This window comes from Actinoplanes sp. G11-F43, assembly GCF_050589265.1.
Taxonomy (GTDB): domain Bacteria; phylum Actinomycetota; class Actinomycetes; order Mycobacteriales; family Micromonosporaceae; genus Actinoplanes.
Genome location: NZ_JBNZCE010000015.1, coordinates 315,635 through 335,943, shown reverse-complemented (window position 1 = coordinate 335,943; position 20,309 = coordinate 315,635). Strand labels below are relative to the sequence as shown.

Sequence of the window (20,309 nt, the reverse complement as noted above, 5' to 3'; positions counted from 1 at the left end):
TCCACTCCCACGCAGGGTAAGGACGCAGCGCCGACCGTTTCGGTTCTCGTGGGGTCCTCCGGCGTGCAGCGCGCCGGAGGACCCCACCGTCAGCGCATCTTGGAGAGGACCTCACGGAACTCGGTCGTGCGCCGCCGGTTCTCACTCGACGCGCCGAGGAAGAGCAGCACCACCCCGACCGGGATCAGCATCAGCCACGGACCACCCAGGGTGAACACGAACGCCAGCGCCGCGACCACGGTGGCGATCGTGCCGACCACCACCGGCGCCTGCTGCCGGGTCCGCGACCCGATCAGCAGCGTGACCACCGCGCCGAGCAGGAGCAGCACCGCCCGCAGATCGCCGCCGTTGCCGGCCAGCACGATCCCGATCGTCGGCACGAACGCGGCGAGCAGGGCCGGGCCGTACGCCGCCCAACTGCTCAGCTCCGGCCGGTGATGCGCCTCCACCACCCCGACGGCCAGGGCCAGAGCCGCGAACGGCAGCGTGTACGCCTCCGGCAGCCCCACCTCGGCCAGCGAGATGAACAGCCACCAGCCGACGATCTCGAACCCGACCGCCACCCAGAACAGCGTGCGCCGCTGACTCGGGCTGCGATCCGGCCGGGACGCGGTCAGGCCCAGCACCGCACCCCAGGCCGCCAGCAGCGCGGCCAGATGGGCGGGGGAGTCGAAGGCCAGCGCGGCGGCGATCGCCGCCGACGCGTAACCGCACCACTCCACGGTGACCGCCTCGGGCCGGTACTGCGCCAGACCGAGCCGGGGCAGCACCGTCTCCAGCGAGAGCAGCGCCGCGCCGACGGCCAGCACCCCGAACGCCGCCCAGTGCCGCTCCAGCCCGGCCGAGACCGTCACCGCCAGCACGAACATCTGGCCCATCAGCGCCGCGAACAACCAGCCCAGCAGGCGGGCCAGCTGGGACCGGCCGTTGATCGCCGCGACCAGCCCGACACCGACCGCGCAACCCAGCGTGGCCAGGGTGAGCGGCTCCTGGGCCAGGCTCCCGGCCAGGCCCGCCGCACCGGCGAGCAGGCCGATCGCGAAGACCGCACCCCTGGTGATCCGCAGGATCGGCGCCCGGACCGCCACCGGCGGCGGGGTCAGCGCCAGGCCCAGCATCGCGATGGTGAAGACCATCAGCGCCGACCCGGTGGCCGCCGGGAACGGGGCATCGAGCGCGATCGGGACGATCAGTAGGGTCAGCGCGACACCCGGCAGGATCACCGGTACCGCCTCCCAGGCCCGCCCGCCGAACCCGACAGCGGCCAGCGCGGCCGCCCCGGTGAGCAGGACGGCCGCCAGGGCACTGGTGCCGTCGACGTTGCCGGCGGCCGGGTCGGCCAGCTCCGCGATCGGCCCCTGCCAGATCGCGGAGAGCTGGCCGAGCGGGTCGATCAGGGCCGCCCGCAGGGCCGGGGCCAGCGAGAACAGGGCCAGCAGGGTGGGCAGCAGGGCCAGCATCACGGCGCCGGTGGCCGGGTCGGCGAGCCAGCGCTCCGCCCAGCCGGACCGGCGCAGCCGCATATAACGGCTGCCCGCCGGGCTGTCGTCGAACAACGGCTCGGCCGGCTCCGCCAGGGGCGCCGGAACCGCCGCGCGCAGCATCTCGGCCAGCACCCCGACCAGGGCCGCGGCGGCCGCGTAGAGAGCCGTCGGATAGTCGGTCGGCACACAGGCCAGCGCGGTGACCGAGGCGCCGAGAACCACCCCGATGGTGGCCCAGGGGAGGTACTGCGGCAGGAACCGGCCGAGGGCCGCCAACAGTGCCAGGCCCAGCGTGGAACCGGCCAGCGCGGCGGTCAGCACCACCTGGATGCCGTGCCCCTGATCGGCGGCCACCGAGGCCAGGAATCCCGGCAGGGCCAGCAGCACCGCGCCGGTGGCCGCACCGCCGATCTGCGCCCGGTGCCGGGGCAGGACCCGCTCGCGCGGCCGCTCGGCGATGTCGCCGTCCTCGAACGAGGTGGCCGGGGCCCGGGTCGGGATCCGGGCCATCGCCGCCACCAGCACTCCCAGCAGCACCACGACCAGCAGGGCCAGCGCGGTCGACCAGGGGCGGGCCAGCGCGGCCGAGGTGGCGTGCAACAGCACCACGGCGGCGACCCCGGCCCGGGCCCGCGCCGCGTGCGCCTCGTTCGACGCCACCGCGGCCAGGGCAAAGGCCACCGCGACGGCGGTCCCCACGATCAGCGAGGACCACCAGGGCAGACCGAACGCGAAGGGCACGGCGATGGTGGCCAGCGCGGCGGCCAGCCCCGAGGCGTACGGCGCCCACGGCCGGGGCATCGCGATCGCGGCCGTGATCGCGATCGCGACCAGGGCGAACGGCGCCTGCCAGGCGCCCTCCGGAGCGGTGGCCGGATAGGCGCTCAGGTCGGCCGCCCACAACGGGCCGGGCAGCGACAGCACCTTCACCCCGCCGACCAGCGCCTGCCAGCCGGCGATCGCGCCGACCAGCAGGGCGGCGATGCCCAGACCACGGGCCGGGCCCGGCCGCCAGTCGTCCGGCAACACCATCACGCCCATGCCCACCAGCAGCACCATCACCGCGGCCACGGCCAGCGGCGCGGCCGGGAAGGCGAGCGCGGCGACCCGCGCCAGCGCACCGCAGATCGCCACGGTGGCCGCCGCGGCGGCGATGTCCGGGCCGTCCAGCACCCGGTCGGTGCGGCCCCGGTTGTCGATCGACTTGGCGAAGAAGAGCAGACCGGCCGCGCCGAGCAGCAGCGCGCCGACCCAGACGTCCGGCGCGGTGGCGCCCGGGGCGAACAGCGCGGCCAGGGCCATCGCCACCGCGCCCAGCCCGGTCCCGACGGTCAGCGGCAGACTGATCTCCCGGCGGGCCACCTGGAAGACGGCCGCGTAGCTGAGCGTGGCGGCCACCGCGAGGAACCCGGCGGCCAGGGCCGGGACGGTGGAACCCGCGTTCGGCGGCGGGCCGCCACCCGGGTCCGAGACGGCCAGCGCCGCGGTCACCGCGGCGCCCGGCACGGCCAGTGCGGCGGCACCCGCCGCCCAGTCACCGACCATCCAGGCGAACAGCCGCACCGGGATCTGCCGGGCCGCGACCGCGACCATCACCCCGGCGCCGGCCAGCGCGGTCAGCACCGCGGCGGTCAGCCAGGACGCGCTCAGCGCCGCGCAGGCGCCGAAGACCCCGACCACCCCGGCCGCCGCCACATGGGTGACCGCGACCCGCCGGGTGTCCGCCCACAGACCCGCCGCGCCCAGGCCGATCGCCGCCAGCACCAGCGGCCACGGGGCCTCCGACCAGGGCAGGCCCAGCGACGCCGGAACGGCCAGGGCGGTCACCGCGATGCCCACCACGGCGCCCTCGCGGCGGAACGAGGCGGGCAGCGCGAGAGCCGCGCCGATCGTCATCAGCAGGGCACTGAACGCCAGCAGCCAGCCACTCGGGCCGACCGCCTCGGCGAGCCTCTGCGCGTACGCCGTGGTGTCCGCGTCCCAGATCGGCCGGGCCGCGGCCACCGGGGCGATCGCCGCCCGCAGCGCGTCCACCCCGACCACCAGGCCGATCAGGGCCAGCGCGGCGGTCGACGCCCACTGCGGGCCGCGGCGTGTCTCGTCCGGCAGCATGCCGACCGCGGCGCCGGCCAGGGCGACCGTCGCGGCGGCCGCCACCACACTCCAGTTCGGCGCGATCACCCCGGCGATCCGGGCGGTCGTCCCGATCACCGCGAGGGTGAGGACGGCGCCGGCCACGTTGACCGCGAACGGGTTGCGCAGCAGCCGGGCCGCGGCCACCCCGGTCAGCGCGGCCGCCACCAGGATCAGGCCGGAGCGCAGCGCGTCCGCCACCACCTGGGCCTGCAGCAGCGCCACCGAGGAATACAGCAGCGCGCCCGCGCACGCGAAACAGAGCAGGGCGAAGGTCAGCTCCCGCAGCCAGTCGGCGGACGGCGGGGTGGCCGGCGGGGCCAGTGGCACCGAACCGGCCGCCGGGGCGCCCTCCGGCCGTGGCCCGGGGAAGATCCGGCTCGGCGACCAGCGGCTCCGGGACCGGCGCATCCCGGAGATGACCAGGTCCGGCTCCTCCGGATGCGACTCCGGGCGGTGCGGGTCCTCGGCCTCCCGGTCGGCGGCGCCCGGCCGGCCCAGCGGCCAGCGCGGCACCAGGCGCCCGGCCCGGATCACCGTGGTCAGGAGCAGCAGATCCAGCAGGGCGACGGCGGTCAGCGCGACGCCCCAGCCGGCCGGGCTCTGGATCAGCGGGTACGCCAGCAACGGCGCGACCGGCTGGGTGGCGATGACCGTCGCGTACCGGGGAGCGGCCAGCCGGGTGGCGCCGGCGTAGGCGAACGCGGCCACCGCGGTGATCGCGAAGGTGACACCCAGGTAGATCGAGATCGGCACGTCGCCGCCGACCAGTGGGCTGCCGTGCAGCGCGTACAGCGTCATCGGCAGCAGGATCAGCCCGATCGCCGCGATCGTCTCACCGGTCGAGGAGAGCCCGCGACGGGCCACTCCGGGCGCCACCGACAGGGCGATGCCGGTGACCAGGGCCAGGATCAGCGCGCGGCCGAACGGGTTGGAGACCGCCACCCCGGCGAAGACCACCGCGGACACCCCGAGCAGCAGGGCGCCCAGGGCGAGCAGGATGTTCTGCACCGACTGGGTGGACGCCTCGGCCGGGTGGTCCATGGTGGCCAGCGGCGGCCGGCGCGGCGGGGGTGGCGGCGGTGGTGGGGCCGGCCGCTCGATCCGCTCGGCCCGAGCCGCTCTCTCCTCCCGGGGTGGCGGCTCGTCCACCAGCAGGCGGGCGTCCGGATCCTCGTCCTGGTCGGCGCGGGCCACGTGCGGGGTGCCGGGCGGCGGTGGCGGCGGGTAGTCGGCGGGTGGTCTGCGGCGGGTGGTCCGCTTGCTCTTGGCGCCCTTCTGCTGCTTCTGGGCGTGCGCGTGCGCGATGATGTCGCGCTGGAACATGGCGGCCTGAAGCTTGCTCGCGATCGTGGTCCGCTCGGCGGCCGCCGCCATGTCACGGATCTTCAGGTCCGCTATGGAGGCGTCGATGCGAGACAGTTGTTCGTCAAGGTGATCGGGCTCGTCAGCCTGCGCCACAGAACCTCCTAGACCAGCCGCTCTCTGTAGTTAGAGCATGCCGCTATGACACCTCATTAGAACAGTCTCAACCGGGTGGAGATCTGTGGAAACGACCCCGAACCCGGCGGTTTCCCAGCATGCCCCTGATCGGGCGGCGATATTCGGCACACGGGGCACTGTTGCCTTGCCCACGCTACGCGCCGGTAACATAGCCCCGGGACCGGCTTAGGGAAGGTTAAGGGCATGGCTGACTTCGACGTCTACCGTCTTCCGGAGGACCACGAGACGATCCGCGCCGCCGTGCGCGAGATCTGCGACGCGCGGGTCGCCCCGCACGCCGCCGAGGCCGACGAGACCGGGGACTTCCCCAAGGCGTCGTACGACGCCCTGCGCTCCGCCGACTTCCACGCCCCACACATCCCCGTGGAGTACGGCGGGGCCGGCGCGGACGCCCTCGCCACCGCGATCGTGATCGAGGAGGTCGCCCGCGCGTGCGCCTCGTCCTCACTGATCCCGGCGGTCAACAAGCTCGGCACCATGCCGCTCATCCTGTCCGCCTCCGACGACCTCAAACAGCGGTACCTGCCGAAGGTGGCGGCCGGTGAGGGCATGTTCTCCTACTGCCTGTCCGAGCCGGAGGCCGGTTCCGACGCCGCCTCGATGACCACCCGCGCGGTCCGCGACGGCGACCACTGGGTGCTCAACGGGGTCAAGCGCTGGATCACCAACGCCGGCGTCTCCGAGTTCTACACGGTCTTCGCCGTCACCGACCCGGCCGCCCGCTCCCGCGGCATCTCCGCGTTCGTGGTGGAGAAGAGCGACCCCGGAGTCAGCTTCGGCGCGCCGGAGAAGAAACTCGGCATCAAGGGCTCCCCGACCCGCGAGGTCTACTTCGACAATGTGCGCATCCCCGCCGACCGGATGATCGGCGACGAGGGCACCGGCTTCGCCACCGCGATGAAGACCCTCGACCACACCCGGGTCACCATCGCCGCCCAGGCGCTCGGCATCGCGCAGGGGGCGCTGGACTACGCGCTGTCCTACGCCAAGGAGCGCAAGCAGTTCGGCAAGCCGATCGCCGACTTCCAGGGCCTGCAGTTCATGCTCGCCGACATGGGCATGAAGCTGGAGGCGGCCCGGCAGCTCACCTACGCCGCGGCCGGCAAGAGCGAGCGCGGCGACGCCGACCTGACCTATTTCGGCGCGGCCGCGAAGTGCTTCGCCTCGGACGCCGCCATGGAGATCACCACCGACGCGGTCCAGATCCTGGGCGGGTACGGCTACACCCGCGACTACCCGGTCGAGCGCATGATGCGAGACGCCAAGATCACCCAGATCTACGAGGGCACCAACCAGGTCCAGCGCATCGTGATGGCCCGCCAGCTCCTGAAGAGCTGACGAGTTTCGCATCCCGGGACGGGGCCGCCTCTTCGGAGCCGGCCCCGGTCCGCTACCTACGGGGCTGCCAGGCCTGAAGGAGTTCGGCGGGGCCGTAGGTCGCGCTCAGGCCATCGGCCGACACGCCGCTGCGGCTCACGGCGACCAGGGGAACCGGGTCGTCGATGATGGTCGCGCGGTGTCTCTGCAAGGCCACCAGATCGTGGTCGTCGAAGGCCGCGGACTCCAGCCATTTGATCGAGCCGATGAAGAGCAGGCGCTTCGCCACGGGTTCGCGGTCGGCGCCGATGATGTCGATCTCGATGCTGTTGGATCGCGTCCAGTAGGAACCGATCACCGGTGCGGCGGGCAGTACTCCGTCCGGGAGGAGCCGGGCCAGGGATTCCCTGAGCAGTGGTTCCACCGCCCGCCCACGCCACCCGGTCCAGCCCCTCTTGACGCGTTCCAGGGTGAGATCGCCCCGCAGGCGTTCGATCTCGGCCAGGTGGGGTGCCACGAAGGTCAGCCAGAAACGCAGGTACGGATCGGTGACCCGATAGCGCCGTTCCTTCGAGGTGCTGGTGGAGATCGGCAACTCCGCCGCGACGATACGCTTGTCGACGAGGACCTGCGTGGCTCGCGTCAACGTCGAGTGGGAGATGCCCCCGGCGGCCCGGCCGATGTTCGTGAACGTCCGTTCGCCGCTCCCGATCGCTGACAGGACCGTCCGGCCCATCGCGGCATCGGGGAACTCCGCTGCCAGGGACCTCTCGGCCGACACCAGGAGCGGTGAGACCGGATTGGCGAGTTCGGCGGCGAGGAACTCCCAGAGATCGGCACCCGGTCGCCAGCCGGCGCAGATCAGCGGGAGGCCTCCGGTCACCAGGGCCGCGTCGAAGGCCTCGGCCGGGTCCAGCCGGAGCATCGCACCGACCTCCGCCGGGTTCAGCGGGCCGAGGACCATCTCCTTGCCGCGCTGGTGGAACGGCCTGCCGTAGGAGCCGAGCGCCTCCATCATCGACAGGTCGGATCCGATCAGCACGAGCAGGACGGGTTTGCGGCTCAGCTCGCGGTCCCAGGAGCGTTGCAGGATCCCCTCGAAGGCGTCCACTCGATCGACCAGATAGGGCACCTCGTCGATCACCACGACACTCGGCTGGTCGTCGGGCAGAACGCCGGCGAGCTGACGCAGGGCGGCGCTCCAGTTGCCGGGGGCCGCGTCGTCGAACACCGCACGCTCGGGCAGCGTGGATGATCGGACCGCCTCGGTGAACGCCTCCAGTTCGATGTCGGTGGACGCCCCGGCCGCGGTGAAGAAGACCGCGGGTACGTTCGCGCGATCCACGAATGCCTCCACCAGGCTGGACTTGCCGATACGGCGCCGACCCCGGATGAGAAGGCACTGACCCGGGGACGGATCGCCGTCGGCGGGCCCGACGTCTGCCAGTAGGGCGTTGAGCGTGGCGAGCTGTCGCTCTCTGCCGACGAACGCGACCACGATGTCTCCCGTGCCGAGCGGACAATTGTTTCGCCATGGATACTACTGCTGAAGATGGTTTCGTTGGCGATACCATACTCAGCAGAACCCTCGGAGGGCTCAAAGCGACCTGTCGAGGGTGGTCAGCTTGGTGCGGAGGGCGGTGGCGTCCGGGTGGGCGAGGTCGTCGAGGATGGTCAGGGCCTGTTGCCAGGCTGCGGACGCGGCTGCCGGGTGGCCCGCCGCCTGTTCGGTGTCGCCCAGGTGGGACAGGGTGTCGGCCTCCAGGTAGCGGTCGTACACCTCGCGATAGATGCGCAGCGCGTTGCCGAAGGACTCGCGGGCCTCGTCGTAGGCGCCCAGATGGTGCTGGGCGTAGCCCAGGCTGTCCCAGGCGGCCGCCTCGCCGTTCAGGTCGCCGGCCGCCCGGTGGTGGTCGATCGCGGGACGGCACTCGTCCAGGGCCTTCGCGTAGTCGCCGAGCAGGATGTACGTCCACCCGGCCTCGTTGTGCACGGCGGCCCGGCCGGTGACCTGCCCGATGCTCAGGTACAGCTCGGCCGCGACCCGGTAGTGGTCCAGGGCCCGGTGGTGTTCGCCGCGCCGGTTGGCCAGGAAGGCGATCAGCCGGTGGGTCCGGGCCTGGCCGCCCTGGTCGCCGATCTCGGTGAACAGGGCCACCGCGTGGTCGAGGTGCCGGTCCGCCTCGGGGTAGCGGTCCGATCGGCCCTCGGCGAACCCGAGCGCCCGCTCGGTGCAGGCCAGCGCGTGCTTGTCGCCGAGGCGCAGTGCCGCGGTGCGGGCCGCGGTCTGGATCCGGCGCTGGGCGGCCCAGCGGCCGGTCCGGTCCAGGTGCGGGTCGAGCAGGACGGCCAGCTGCCAGCGCTGCCGGCCGGTGTCGCCGTCGCCGGGGCGTTCCACCACCGCGAGCAGGACCTGGAGTTCGGTGTCGATCCACGCGGCGGCGTCGGCGGGACCGGTGAAGGTGAGCGGGCTGGCGCCGTCGACGGCCGGGTCGAGCCGGAACGGGGCCCGGTCGCCGTACAGCAGGCTCAGGGCGGCGTGGGCGCTGTGCAGGTAGTGGTCGAGGGCCCGGGACCGGGCCGGGCCGGTGTCGGGGGCACTGCGGGCCAATGCGGCGCCGTACGCCCGGAGCAGGTCATGACAGCCGTACCGGCCCGGCGCCGGTTCGGTGATCAGGCTGGCGCGCAGCAGTTCGGTGAGCGAGCGGCGCAGTTCGGCGCCGGGCGTGCCGGCCAGCACCTCGGCGGTGGTCCGCGAACAGTCCGGCCCCGGGTGCAGGGCCAGCAGCCGGAACAGCCGGGCCGCTTCGGGGCTGAGCACCCGGTACGACCAGTCGAAGACGGACCGGGCGTCGGAGCGTTCGGTCTCGCCGGTGAAACCGCTGAACGGGTCCGGGCCGTCCCGGTCGCGGCGCAGTTCGGCGGCGATCGCGGACAGTGTGAAGCCGGGGTTCATCGCGGCCCGGGCACTGACCATGGCGAGGGTCAGCGGGAGCCGGCCGCACAGTTCGACGATCTCGGCGGCGGCTTCCGGCTCCCGTTCGGTCCGGCCGCCGCCGATCCGCCGGCTGAGCAGGGCGGTCGCCTCCCCGGCGGGCAGCGGGTCCAGGGAGACGGCGGTGGCGCCGTGCGAGACGGCCAGGTCGTAGAGCTGGTGCCGGCTGGTGACCACGGTCAGGCAGCCGGGCGCGCCGGGCAGCAGCGGCAGGACGTGGGCGCTGTCCCGGGCGTTGTCGAGCAGGATCAGCACCCGGCGGTCGGCGAGCAGGCTGCGGAACAGCGCGGACCGGGCGTCCAGGCCGGACGGGACGCCGCCGGGTGGCGTGCCCAGAGCCTCCAGCAGTACGCGTAACGCCCCGGCCGAGGTGAGCACCCCGTCCGGGTGGAAGCCCCGTAGGTCGAGATGCAGCTGCCCGTCCGGGTATCGATCGGCGATCCGGTGGGCCCACTGCACCCCGAGTGTGGTCTTGCCGACTCCGGCCATGCCGCCGATGGTGACCAGGGTGGCCGGGGCCGGGCCGTCGCTCAGTTCCCGGAGCCGGTCGAGTTCGTGGTGCCGTCCGGCGAACACGCTGAGCCCGGCCGGCAGCTGTGCCGGGCGGGTCATCGGTGCCGCCGGGGCCGGGCCGGGCGCGGCGGGTGGCACGGAGTCCGGCTGGAGCACCCGCCGGTGGGCGGCCCGCAGCTCGGCGCCCGGGTCGAGGCCCAGCTCGTCGGCGAGCGCGGTACGCACCGACTGGTACACCCGCAGCGCCTCGGCCTGGTGCCCGGTGCCGGCGAGCAGGAGCATCAGCCGGGCCTGCAGGGCTTCGTCCAGCGGGTGCCCGGTGGCGGCCTGCCGGACCAGCTCCAGCACCCGGGCGGCGATTTCGGGGCCGGCGGTGGAGGCGTACTCGGCGGCGGTCTTGATCGCGGTCAGTCGCTCGTTGTCCACGGTGGCGAAGACCGGATGGGACCGGATCTCGGCGGGCAACCCGGTGCCGACCGGGCCGCGCCACCGGGCCAGCGCCCGGGTGAGCAGTTCGGCGGCGGTGTCCGGCCGGCCCTTTTCGGCAGCGCCGGCCGCCTGCTGCCGCAGATCACGGAACCGGGTCAGGTCGTCGGCGGCGACGTCCAGCCGGTAGCCGCCGGCCCCGCGGGTCAGCCAGCGGGACGACCCGCGGGCCGGCAGTTCCGGCTCCAGCAGCCGGCGGAGTGCGCCGACGTGCCGGTACACGACGGTCAGCGCGGTGTCCGGTGGGTTCTCTCCCCACAGGACGTCGAGGATCTCGTGCAGCGGGACCGGGTGCCCGGACCGCAGCAGGAGCAGGGACAGCAGCGCCTGCTGCTTGGGTGGCCCGGGGTCGATCTCGGTGTCGCCGTGCCACCCGCGCAACGGGCCGAGCACGGCGAAGGTGATGGGTTCCGGATGCATACCGTTGCGGTCCGCCGGTTCGATCGATGACGGTGGTCTCCCGTGCGGCCCCATAATCGCACGGGTCGCGTCAACCGTCGGCGCACACCGAGACCAGTGGTGCGTTCTCCCGGTAGATGCGGTGCTTGTTGCGGATGGTCTGTTCGCCGATCGACCGGCCGCCGGCCCGCCCGCGCTGCTTGTCCCGGGCGATGCACACCTCGACGTCCACGTCGATCATGTCCCAGATCACCAGGTCCGCCCCGCAGCGTTCGGCCAGGTCCCGGGCTTCGTCCAGATAGTGCTGGGCCAGAAAGGTGTCGTCGCAGACCACGTCGATGCCGGATCGCAGCAGGGCCTCGATCGCCGCGTTGACCACCAGTTGCTCGCGCCGGGCGTAGTGCATCGTGTAGCCGGCGTCGTCACCGGCCAGGACCTGTGGGTGCAGCATCGCGGCGATCTGGTCGGTGCCGACCCGGGCCCGGCGCTCCGGGTCCTCGGCGACCCAGCGTAAGGCTCGGGTGGTCTTGCCCGCCGCGGGTAGTCCGCGCGTGACGATCAGCCGTCCTGGCATCGCGCGTCACCCGCCTCCCGAGTCGAATGCGGATGCCGACGGTCGGATCTGGCGGTCACGCGTACGTCCTCTCCTCCTGGTCCGGATCTTCGCTGGGCACAGCGGGATTTATGATCTGCGATGCGTTCGAATTTCGCGTCGCACACGGTGTCCGTCGTGGGGGCACGACGCTATGGATCAGCCAAAACCGGCCTATATCGGGTTCCGTGGCCACTTGCGGGATGTGTGCCTCGGGGTCATCTCCGGATTGCCAGCTCAGGGCGTCTCCGAGGGTGCGTGGTCGGTGGCCCGGGTGGGGGCGGATTCGCCGATCTGTCGTTCTTGCCGTCAGGTGATCGGCCCTTGCTCGGCCGTCCGGGCCGGAGATCTCGAACCATCGGCGGTATGGGCATATCTGAATTCGATCGCAACGCGCCCTGGCGTGACGATCCGCGTCCGCCGCGGGGATCGATCCAGGGGATCCACGCCTTCTTCGGCATCGCCCGATTCCGGCGGACCCGGATGGTCCAGGTCGACGGCGACGAGCGGGAGATCTCCGCGTACGCGTACGCCCACGCCCTCCAGCAGACCGTCGAGTCGGCCCCTCGATGGATAGCGCGGCGATGATTCCGATCGTCACGTCGGGCCAGGTGCCGCTCTCCGTCGTGGCCGGTTCGGAACCCCGCTCTCCACGATGTGACGGGAATTGAGGTCAGTGGACTCTGACCTGCGCCGCGAACGCCGCGGTGAGGGAACGGGCCGCCGCGGTCAGCCGCCGCTCGTGCGGTTCCGCCGCCGCCCGCAGCCCGGCCGGATCCACGCCCGCACCGGCCAGCGCCGCCTCGTCCCAGTGGGCCAGCCGGTCGGTGCCCGCCTCCGGGTGGAACTGCACACCCCACGCTCGGGCGCCGGCCCGGAACGCCTGCACCGGGCAGGCCGGGCTCTCCGCCAGCCGCACCGCGCCCGCCGGCAGCCCGGTGATCTGGTCCCGATGGTTCTGCAGCACCGGGAACCGGCCGGGCAGCGCGCCGAACAGTGGATCCCCGGCCGCCTCCGGCAGCAGCGTCACCTCACACGCGCCCCGCTCCGGCTCGCCGTGATCGCCGGTGACCGTGCCGCCCAGCGCCGCGGCCAGCAGTTGCGCGCCCAGGCAGACACCCAGCAGCGGCACGCCGCCGGCGACGCAGGCCCGGGCCAGCTCCCGCTCGGCGGCCAGCCACGGATGATCGTCGTCCGCGTCCGGGAGGAAACCCCCACCCAGCAACACGATTCCGCCGTACGCCCCCGGAGCCGCCGGAATCCGGTCGCCCTCGACCACGTGCGTGCGCAGCCCCTCCTCGGCCAGCCAGCCGGGCAGCCGCCCCGGGCCGCTGCCGGCCGAGTTCCGCACGAAGAGAACAGTCCGGATGGTCATCGGCGGAAGGTGAACCAGTCGCTGGCCATCATTTCCTCAGGGGATCGAAGGACGCCGGTACGAACGCGCACATGTTACTCGACGGTAGGGCGGTACGGTACCGTCACATCGGCGTTCCCGGAAATCCCCCCGCACCCCTACAGGCGGTAGCGGGACACCAGGTCGCGGAGGCGCTGGGAGTTGTCGCGCAGGTCGTCGGCCGAGACCGAGGTGGCCATCGCCGCGTCCCGGGTCGCGCCGGTCACCTCGACCACCCGGGCCAGGCCGCCGCTGATCTCGGCGCTGCCGCCGGCCGCCCGGTTCAGGTCGCCGGTCATGTTCTGGGTGGTGGCGCTCTGCTCCTCGACCGCCGAGGCGATGGTGTTCTGGAAGTCGTTGATCCGGCCGATGATCTCGCCGATGCCGGAGATCGACTCGACCGCCAGCCGGGTGTCGGTCTGGATCTGCGCCATCCGGGTGCTGATCTCCTCGGTCGCCTTCGCGGTCTCCTGGGCCAGGTCCTTGACCTCGCCGGCGACCACCGCGAAACCCTTGCCGGTCTCCCCGGCGCGGGCCGCCTCGATGGTGGCGTTCAGGGCCAGCAGGTTGGTCTGCTCGGCGATCGCGGTGATCGTCTTGACCACCGAGTCGATCTGTGCGGACGACGCGTCGAGCTGCACCATGGTCTGTTTGGCCTCCCCGGCCACCTCGACCGCCTGTGCCGCGACCAGGGCGGCCTCGGCGGCGCTCTGAGCGATCTCCCGGATCGCCGCGCCCATCTCCTCGGCGCCGCTGGCGACCGCCTGCACCCCGGCGTTCACCTCGTTGGCCGCGGTGTCGATCGTGCCGACCTGCTGGGACGCCTCGTCGGTGCTGCGGCTCAGGTCCTGGCTGGCGCCGCTCAGCTCGCCGGACCGGGACGCCAGCCCGGTGCTGATGTCGGAGACGGTCCGCATGGTGTGCCGGATCTGGCCGACGGCCTGGTGCACCGATCGGGACATCTCGCCGATCTCGTTGGCCGCGTTGTCCTCCAGCCGTTCGGTCAGGTCACCGGCGGCCATCGCCGAGACGACCTCCCGCAGGGCGGTGATCCGCTGGTTCAGCACCCGCGCCATCATCAGGGCGAACCCGCCGGCCAGCAGCACTCCGGCGAGCAGCACCCCGCCGATGGTCAGGCGGGCCCGGCCGGCCGCCTGCTGCGCGTCGGCGGCCTTCGCGGCGGCGTCCGCCGCCGAGCTGGCGGCCAGGGCTTCGAGCTGCTCGACGGCCTCGGCGACCGCCGGGCCCAGCTTCTCGCTGCGGAACTGCTGCCACTCCACGAGCCGCCCGGCGTTCTTCAGCGCCGTCGACTGCTTGCGCAGCTCCAGGTACTCGCCCCAGCTCGCCTGGAAAGTGCTGATCGAGGCCCGCTGGTCGGCGCTGAGCGGCAGCGCGGTGTACTCGGCGAGGCGGGTGGTCACCAGGTCGTAGTGCTTGGCCGACTCCTCGCCGTAGGCCTTGGCCTTCGCGGCGTCGTCGTTGGTGAGCTGGGAGAGGCTGGCCCAGCGGCCGTGCCAGATCTGCTGCTGCATGTCCTTGACCACCGCGAGCGGGATCAGGGAGCGGTCGTAGAGATCCTTGGTCGCGTCCGCGGTCGACTGGGTCCGCAGGATGCCGACCGTGCCGACGACCAGGGCCACCAGCAGGGCGATGCCCGCGGAGGCGAGCAGCGCGGCACGGATGCTCAACGATCGGAGTCCGAACGATCCCACGGCGATCCCCCTCGATTGGTTCGGCCTTTGCAGCACCCTTATCGGCAGGTTCGGCGCGGGTATTACGGGCCGCATCGGGGATCTTCCCGATGCGGCCGGATGACCGCCTTCCTACCGTCGAGGTTATGAAGGTGCTGCTCAAGGTGCTCGGGATCGTCGTAGCGGCGTTTTTCATCGCGCGGGCGGTGGCCCAGCCGTTCCTGATCGACGTGGCCGATCCGTCGACCTACTCCGATTCCTGGGGTGGGCCCAGCCTGGCCGGGGTGCTCGCCGTCCGCTGTGGGCCGGGCGTGCTCGCCGCGATGTATCTCTACGGTTCGGCGGTGCGCTGGCGCCGGCGTGAGGTCGTATCCTCCTCGCGGTGAAACCGGGTGATGAGACAACGCGGGCGACGGTACGCGACGTGGCCAGTCGGTGCGGGTGAACTGGGGGACACAGTCCTTCGTGTACACCCTGCCGGCCCGTACCACCGCGACCTTCACCTGGTCCGGAACCGGAAGCCCGGCACCCGCCGGAACCGTCACCGGCCTGGCCGGCGAATGCGCCGACGTGGCCGGGGCGAACGCGGCCAACGGCACCGCCGTCCAGCTCTACACCTGCAACGGCACCGCCGCCCAGCAGTGGAGCCGGCCCGGTGACGGGACCCTGCGGTCACTCGGCAAGTGCCTCGACGTCAGCGGACCCGGTAACGCCGACGGAACCGTCGCCCACCTGTGGGACTGCCACACCGGCAGCTCGCAGAAGTGGACTGTGGACGGATCGCAGCGGCTGGTCGACCAATGCTCCGGCAAGTGCCTGGACGTGGCCGGGAACACCTCCGCCGACGGCACCCGCCTGCAGATCTGGACCTGCACCACCGGCGCCAACCAGAAGTGGACCCTGAACTGAGCCGTTCCGGCCACCCCTGGGTCAGGAGTCCTTCGGGGCCGGGGGCTTGACGTAGGTGGTGGGCTCCGCCTCGTCGGGCTTCGCCGGCTGCGGTGCGTTGGACAGTCGCAGACCCTGCGCCAGGCCGGCCTGCTGGAGGCTCTGCGCCAGGCCGGCCTGCTGCCGGTTCTTCGCCGACGGAGCCTGCTGGACGGGCTGGGCGGGCTGGGCCGGGCGTGCCGGGCCGGCCTGCTGGAGCGTCTGCGGCTGGCGCTGCTGGGGAACCGAGGGGAGCTGGGGCTGGGCGGGCGGGACCGGCTTGACGGACGCCGAGGCGGTGACCGGCGGCTTGACGGACGCGGAAGCCTTGGCGGGCACCGTGGGCACAGCGGGCACAGCGGGCACCGCAGGCGCGGCGGGCATAACGGGTACCGCGGGCGCGGCGGGCATAACGGGTACCGCGGGCGCGGCGGGTTTCGTGGCCGTGACCGGCGACGCGGGCACCGCGGGCGCGGCCGGCACCACCGGCTTGATCGGTGCGGCGGGGGTGGCCGGTGCGGCGGGCGTGCGGTCGACGCTCGGCATGGCCACGGTCCGATCCGCGGCGGCCCGGGACACGGCGGATTGCTGCACGGCGGATTGCGGCGTGGCGGGCTGCGGCGTGGCGGGGGCCGGGGCGGCCGGAAGTGCCGCGGCCGGGGCAGGCGCGGGCGGCAGGGAGGCGGCCGGGCGCGGCGCCACGGGGGCGGGCGCGCCGGAGCCGAGGACCGTGGTGCGGTCGGCGGCCGGGGCGCCCGTTCCGAGCGGTGCGGTGCGGTCCGCGTTGATCGCCACCGTCCGGTCGGCGGGCGGCGCGGAGTTGATGGCCACCGTACGGTCGGCCGGCGAGGCGGAGTTGATCGCCACGGTGCGGTCGGCCGGTGCCGGGGAGTTGATGGCGACGGTGCGGTCGGCGGCCGGGGTGTTCCGGGTGGCGACCGGCGCGTCGGTGCGGATGATCGTGGTCTGCTCGATGGCCACCGGGATGCCGGGCGCCTTGGCGGAACCGCTGAACCGGCCGATCTCACCGATGATCGGCAGGACCGGGGGCTCGTAGCGGGCCCAGCGCCGGGCACTCAGCGCGGTGCACAGCAGTGGGAACGCCAGCAGCGCGGCCAGGCCGTAGCCGGGCCGGCTCAGGTCGAAGCCCTCTTTCGCGACCTCGGGGGCCCAGAGGGCGGCGTACTCGGCGGGGGAGTTCCACGCCCAGATGGTCACGCCGAGGAAGGCCGCGCCGGCCAGGGCCGGGCCGGCCGGGGAGATCGGGAAGAGCGCGAGGATCGTGAACAGGATGCCGGCGAAGATCACCAGCAGCAGTCCGCTGATCGACTCGACGGAGAAGAAGTCCCGGCCGCGGCTGCTCAGGTCGTTGGTGAAACCGACGCCGATGAGCACCCAGATGGAGGGTGCCAGCACGAGTGCATAGAAGATCGACCTGAGGTGACGCATGATCCGGAACGCTACCGCTCGGCGGCAAACGAACCGGTACCGGCCACGGACGACTGGCACGAATACCGTACGACCATGGAAGAACTGCATCCCGGCCGCCTGACCGCATTGTCGCGGGTCACTCTCAGCCGGATCATGACCGCGGTCGACGTGAATCTCTACGGGACCGTGCACGGTGGCGTACTGATGAAGTTCGTGGATGACGTGGCCGGCGCGGCGGCGGCCCGGCACAGCGGCGGGACCGCGGTGACCGCCGCGATCGACGAGATCGTCTTCCTGGAGCCGGTCCGGGTGGGCGATCTGGTGCACGCGTACGCCCAGGTGAACTGGACCGGGACCAGCTCGATGGAGGTCGGGGTGAAGCTGGCCGCCGAGCGCTGGGACGCGGTCGGCCCGGCACCGACCCCGGTGGCCACCGCCTACCTGGTGTTCGTGGCGGTGGACGTGGCCGGCAACCCGCGCGGGGTGCCGCCGGTGCTGCCCGAGGAGGACGAGGACAAGCGCCGGTTCACCGAGGCGATGATCCGCCGCGATCACCGGCTGGCCCGGCGCGCGGCCATCCAGAGGGCACGATCCGAGCACCGGGCGGGCGACTGAGACACCGTTAAGGTGTGGTGATGACGACAGGTGGGGTGACGGCGGGCACATTGTTGTGGGAGCCGCCGGTGAACATCCGGGACACCTCCCGGATCGGGCGCTATCTGACCTGGCTGGAGTCCGAACACGGGCTGGCGTTCGCCGACTACGCCGCACTGTGGGAGTGGTCGGTCACCGACCTGTCCGCCTTCTGGCAGTCGATCTGGGACTTCTTCCAGGTGGTGGGGCACGAGCCGGCCACCGCCGTGCTGGACTCGGCGGCGATGCCCGGGACCCGCTGGTTCCCCGGGGCCACGCTCAACTACGCGGAGAACGTGCTGCGCCTGCCTGGGTTCGAGGACGACGACGCGGTGATCCTGGCGTACTCCCAATCGCGGGAAGCCCGCACCGTGACCGCCCGGCAGCTGCGGGAAGACGTCCGGAGGGCGCGTGCCGGGCTGAAGGCCCGCGGGGTCGGGCGGGGGGACCGGGTGGCCGCCTACGCGCCGAACATTCCGGAGACCTACGTGCTGATGCTGGCCACCGCCAGCCTGGGCGCGGTGTTCTCGTCGTGCGCGCCGGAGTTCGGCGCCCGCAGCGTGATCGACAGATGGAGCCAGATCGAGCCGAAGGTGCTGGTCGCGGTGGACGGCTACCGCTACGGCGCCAAGGACGTCGACCGGCGCTCCGAGATCACCGCGATCCGGGACGCGATCGGCTCGATCGAACACGTCGTCACCATCGGTTACCTCGACCCGGACGGCGGCGACTGGGACGACCTGACCGGCGACGACCCGCTGGAGTTCACCGCGGTGCCGTTCGACCATCCGCTCTACGTGCTCTACAGCTCCGGCACCACCGGCCTGCCCAAACCGATCGTCCACGGGCACGGCGGAATCCTGCTGGAACACCTCAAGATCCTGGCCCTGCACCACGACCTCGGCCCCGGCGACCGCTTCCTCTGGTTCACCACCACCGGCTGGATGATGTGGAACTACCTGGCCAGCGGCCCGGCCGTGGGCGCCACCATCGTGCTCTTCGACGGCGACCCCGGCTGGCCCACGCTGAACACCCTCTGGGACCTGGCCGACACCGCCGGAATCACCTACTTCGGCACCTCCGCGCCGTTCCTGATGGCCTGCCGCAAAGCCGGGCTCACCCCCGGCAAGCGCCTGCGGGGCATCGGATCGACCGGGGCGCCGCTGCCCGCCGAAGGCTGGACCTGGGTGTACGAGGCGGTCGACCCGGACGTACGGCTGATGTCACTGTCCGGCGGCACCGACGTGTGCACCGGCTTCGTCGGCGGGGTGCCACTGCTGCCGATCCGGGCCGGGGTGATCACCAGCCGGATCCTCGGAGCCAAGGTGGAGGCGTACGACGGATCCGGCACCCCGGTCGTCGGCCGCCTCGGTGAGCTGGTGATCAGCGCACCGATGCCGAGCATGCCCGTCGGATTCTGGAACGACACCGACGGCAGCCGGCTGCGGGAGGCGTACTTCGACGTCTTCCCCGGGGTCTGGCGGCACGGCGACTGGATCACCGTCGAGGCGGACGGCAGCTGCGTGATCACCGGACGGTCCGACGCGACCCTCAACCGCGGCGGCGTACGCCTGGGCACCGCCGAGTTCTACGCCGTGGTGGAGAGCCTGCCGGAGATCACCGACTCGCTCGTGGTGCACCTGGACACCCCCGGCGACCCGAACGGCGAACTGCTGCTCTTCGTCGTCCTGGCCGACGGTCACGAACTGGACGGCGAACTGCGCACCCGGATCGCCCGGGAACTGCGCGCGGCCCTCTCCCCACGGCACGTCCCGGACGCCGCCCACCAGGTCCGGGCGGTCCCGCGCACCCTCTCCGGCAAGAAACTGGAGGTGCCGGTGAAACGCATCCTCACCGGCACCCCGGTCGACACCGCGGCCGCGACCGGCGCCCTGGCCAACCCGGAGTCGCTGACCGCTTTCGCCGACCTGTACGCCGAACGGGTCACACCAGCGTCAGCGTGACCTTCTCGGTGGCCGCCCGGGCCTCGACCTTCGCGGCGTCCAGGTTGGCGCAGAGCACGATCGAGGCGCCGGCCGCCAGCGGGGCCAGCAGCCAGTCGGCCGGATCCGGGTAGCCGGCGGTGTCGATCAGCACCCGGGCGCCGGCCGTGATCCCCAACTCGGCGGCCCGGTCGTGGGCCGCGGCCACCACGTCGGCGTGGCTCAACTCGACCGGCCCGGCCAGTGCCCGGTCGGCCGGGTCGACCGGCGCGCCCCGGAAGTGGTCACCGAAGTTGCGGACCTCGGCCACATAGTCGGTGTAGCCGTCCGGCACCGTACGCAGCGGCATCGCCAGGGGCAGCAGGCCGGTCGCGTACCGGTCCATGGTCGGCCAGTTGGTGGCGGCGTCCACCCGGTCCGGGGTGGTGAAGAGCGCCTCCACCGGCTGCGGATCGCCGTCCAGGTCGGCGGCCAGCCCGGCGGCCGAGACCCCGAGCAGCAGCGCCGCGGTCTGCCAGTGCGGGGGCAGCAACAGCGCCACCGCGTCGCCGTGGCCCAGGCCGACCCCGTCGACCAGCAGATTCGCGGTCTTCTGCACCCAGTTGTCGAGAGTGATCCCGGACAGCTCGGTGCGGTCCCCGGTGGCATCGTCATACCAGGTCAGCAGCGGTGCGGCCGGATCCCGCCGGACCGCCGAAGTGAACACCTGCGGAATCGTCGTCTTCATCGCCTCACACCATAGGCGGATCACACACAGTAATGGCCGTGACAGGACCGCAATGATCGGCGGTGTCGCGGACACCTCGCCGAAGCGATCCCGGCGTACCCTCGAACCGACGGTGGTTCCATCGCCGTACAGGTAGGTGAGT

14 protein-coding genes are annotated in these 20,309 nt (G+C 72.6%); 6 read left to right on the top strand and 8 right to left on the bottom strand.

Annotated features, from left to right (window positions below; translation table 11 throughout):
• Positions 1 to 89: 89 nt before the first annotated feature.
• Positions 90 to 5,078: an SCO7613 C-terminal domain-containing membrane protein gene (locus ACQ0O7_RS18080; protein WP_430783262.1), complete on the bottom strand. Its 4,989-nt coding sequence runs from the start codon at positions 5,076 to 5,078 to the stop codon at positions 90 to 92.
• Between the two features lie 225 nt (positions 5,079 to 5,303).
• On the opposite strand from ACQ0O7_RS18080, the gene ACQ0O7_RS18075 reads away from it, so the two are divergent.
• Positions 5,304 to 6,458: an acyl-CoA dehydrogenase family protein gene (locus ACQ0O7_RS18075; RefSeq protein WP_430783261.1), complete on the top strand. Its 1,155-nt coding sequence runs from the start codon at positions 5,304 to 5,306 to the stop codon at positions 6,456 to 6,458.
• A gap of 52 nt (positions 6,459 to 6,510) precedes the next feature.
• On the opposite strand, the gene ACQ0O7_RS18070 is transcribed toward ACQ0O7_RS18075, so the two are convergent.
• The 3 genes from ACQ0O7_RS18070 to ACQ0O7_RS18060 form a co-directional block, all read right to left on the bottom strand.
• The gene (locus ACQ0O7_RS18070; protein WP_430783260.1) at positions 6,511 to 7,935 is read right to left on the bottom strand and encodes an ATP-binding protein; all 1,425 of its coding nucleotides are present in this window, start codon (positions 7,933 to 7,935) and stop codon (positions 6,511 to 6,513) included.
• A 99-nt stretch (positions 7,936 to 8,034) separates the two neighbouring features.
• The gene (locus ACQ0O7_RS18065; RefSeq protein WP_430783259.1) at positions 8,035 to 10,851 is read right to left on the bottom strand and encodes a BTAD domain-containing putative transcriptional regulator; all 2,817 of its coding nucleotides are present in this window, start codon (positions 10,849 to 10,851) and stop codon (positions 8,035 to 8,037) included.
• Between the two features lie 70 nt (positions 10,852 to 10,921).
• A complete protein-coding gene (locus ACQ0O7_RS18060) occupies positions 10,922 to 11,404 on the bottom strand; it encodes an AAA family ATPase (protein ID WP_430783258.1) in 483 nt (160 codons plus the stop codon).
• A gap of 384 nt (positions 11,405 to 11,788) precedes the next feature.
• On the opposite strand from ACQ0O7_RS18060, the gene ACQ0O7_RS18055 reads away from it, so the two are divergent.
• The gene (locus tag ACQ0O7_RS18055; RefSeq protein WP_430783257.1) at positions 11,789 to 12,010 is read left to right on the top strand and encodes an aKG-HExxH-type peptide beta-hydroxylase; all 222 of its coding nucleotides are present in this window, start codon (positions 11,789 to 11,791) and stop codon (positions 12,008 to 12,010) included.
• A gap of 85 nt (positions 12,011 to 12,095) precedes the next feature.
• Here ACQ0O7_RS18055 and ACQ0O7_RS18050 read toward each other — a convergent pair whose 3' ends face one another.
• Positions 12,096 to 12,797: a type 1 glutamine amidotransferase gene (locus ACQ0O7_RS18050; protein ID WP_430783256.1), complete on the bottom strand. Its 702-nt coding sequence runs from the start codon at positions 12,795 to 12,797 to the stop codon at positions 12,096 to 12,098.
• 137 nt (positions 12,798 to 12,934) lie between these two features.
• Positions 12,935 to 14,503 carry a methyl-accepting chemotaxis protein gene (locus ACQ0O7_RS18045; RefSeq protein ID WP_430783255.1) on the bottom strand — a complete coding sequence of 523 codons (1,569 nt, stop codon included), beginning with the start codon at positions 14,501 to 14,503 and terminating at the stop codon, positions 12,935 to 12,937.
• A gap of 149 nt (positions 14,504 to 14,652) precedes the next feature.
• On the opposite strand from ACQ0O7_RS18045, the gene ACQ0O7_RS18040 reads away from it, so the two are divergent.
• Both ACQ0O7_RS18040 and ACQ0O7_RS18035 read left to right on the top strand, forming a co-directional pair.
• Positions 14,653 to 14,892, top strand: coding sequence for a hypothetical protein (locus tag ACQ0O7_RS18040; RefSeq protein WP_430783254.1), 240 nt, complete (start codon positions 14,653 to 14,655; stop codon positions 14,890 to 14,892).
• A 49-nt stretch (positions 14,893 to 14,941) separates the two neighbouring features.
• A complete protein-coding gene (locus ACQ0O7_RS18035) occupies positions 14,942 to 15,415 on the top strand; it encodes an RICIN domain-containing protein (RefSeq protein WP_430783253.1) in 474 nt (157 codons plus the stop codon).
• Positions 15,416 to 15,436: 21 nt separating this feature from the next.
• Here the strand turns inward: ACQ0O7_RS18035 and ACQ0O7_RS18030 are convergent, their stop codons facing one another.
• Entirely contained in the window at positions 15,437 to 16,882 is a 1,446-nt protein-coding gene (locus ACQ0O7_RS18030) for a hypothetical protein (RefSeq protein ID WP_430783252.1), read from the bottom strand.
• A 75-nt stretch (positions 16,883 to 16,957) separates the two neighbouring features.
• On the opposite strand from ACQ0O7_RS18030, the gene ACQ0O7_RS18025 reads away from it, so the two are divergent.
• Both ACQ0O7_RS18025 and ACQ0O7_RS18020 read left to right on the top strand, forming a co-directional pair.
• Entirely contained in the window at positions 16,958 to 17,479 is a 522-nt protein-coding gene (locus ACQ0O7_RS18025; protein WP_430783251.1) for an acyl-CoA thioesterase, read from the top strand.
• 20 nt (positions 17,480 to 17,499) lie between these two features.
• Entirely contained in the window at positions 17,500 to 19,461 is a 1,962-nt protein-coding gene (locus ACQ0O7_RS18020) for an acetoacetate--CoA ligase (RefSeq protein WP_430783250.1), read from the top strand.
• Here the strand turns inward: ACQ0O7_RS18020 and ACQ0O7_RS18015 are convergent.
• A complete protein-coding gene (locus ACQ0O7_RS18015; protein ID WP_430783249.1) occupies positions 19,442 to 20,167 on the bottom strand; it encodes a TIGR03089 family protein in 726 nt (241 codons plus the stop codon). The genes ACQ0O7_RS18020 and ACQ0O7_RS18015 overlap by 20 nt on opposite strands.
• Between the last annotated feature and the right edge of the window lie 142 nt (positions 20,168 to 20,309).

What these genes read in the sequence shown, in the direction of transcription:
- ACQ0O7_RS18075 (WP_430783261.1), top strand. Translation starts at nt 5,304, where the DNA reads ATGGCTGACTTCGACGTCTACCGTCTTCCGGAGGACCACGAGACGATC.
- ACQ0O7_RS18065 (WP_430783259.1), bottom strand. Translation starts at nt 10,851, where the DNA reads ATGCATCCGGAACCCATCACCTTCGCCGTGCTCGGCCCGTTGCGCGGG.
- ACQ0O7_RS18060 (WP_430783258.1), bottom strand. Translation starts at nt 11,404, where the DNA reads ATGCCAGGACGGCTGATCGTCACGCGCGGACTACCCGCGGCGGGCAAG.
- ACQ0O7_RS18055 (WP_430783257.1), top strand. Translation starts at nt 11,789, where the DNA reads ATGGGCATATCTGAATTCGATCGCAACGCGCCCTGGCGTGACGATCCG.
- ACQ0O7_RS18050 (WP_430783256.1), bottom strand. Translation starts at nt 12,797, where the DNA reads ATGACCATCCGGACTGTTCTCTTCGTGCGGAACTCGGCCGGCAGCGGC.
- ACQ0O7_RS18040 (WP_430783254.1), top strand. Translation starts at nt 14,653, where the DNA reads ATGAAGGTGCTGCTCAAGGTGCTCGGGATCGTCGTAGCGGCGTTTTTC.
- ACQ0O7_RS18030 (WP_430783252.1), bottom strand. Translation starts at nt 16,882, where the DNA reads ATGCGTCACCTCAGGTCGATCTTCTATGCACTCGTGCTGGCACCCTCC.
- ACQ0O7_RS18025 (WP_430783251.1), top strand. Translation starts at nt 16,958, where the DNA reads ATGGAAGAACTGCATCCCGGCCGCCTGACCGCATTGTCGCGGGTCACT.
- ACQ0O7_RS18020 (WP_430783250.1), top strand. Translation starts at nt 17,500, where the DNA reads ATGACGACAGGTGGGGTGACGGCGGGCACATTGTTGTGGGAGCCGCCG.
- ACQ0O7_RS18015 (WP_430783249.1), bottom strand. Translation starts at nt 20,167, where the DNA reads ATGAAGACGACGATTCCGCAGGTGTTCACTTCGGCGGTCCGGCGGGAT.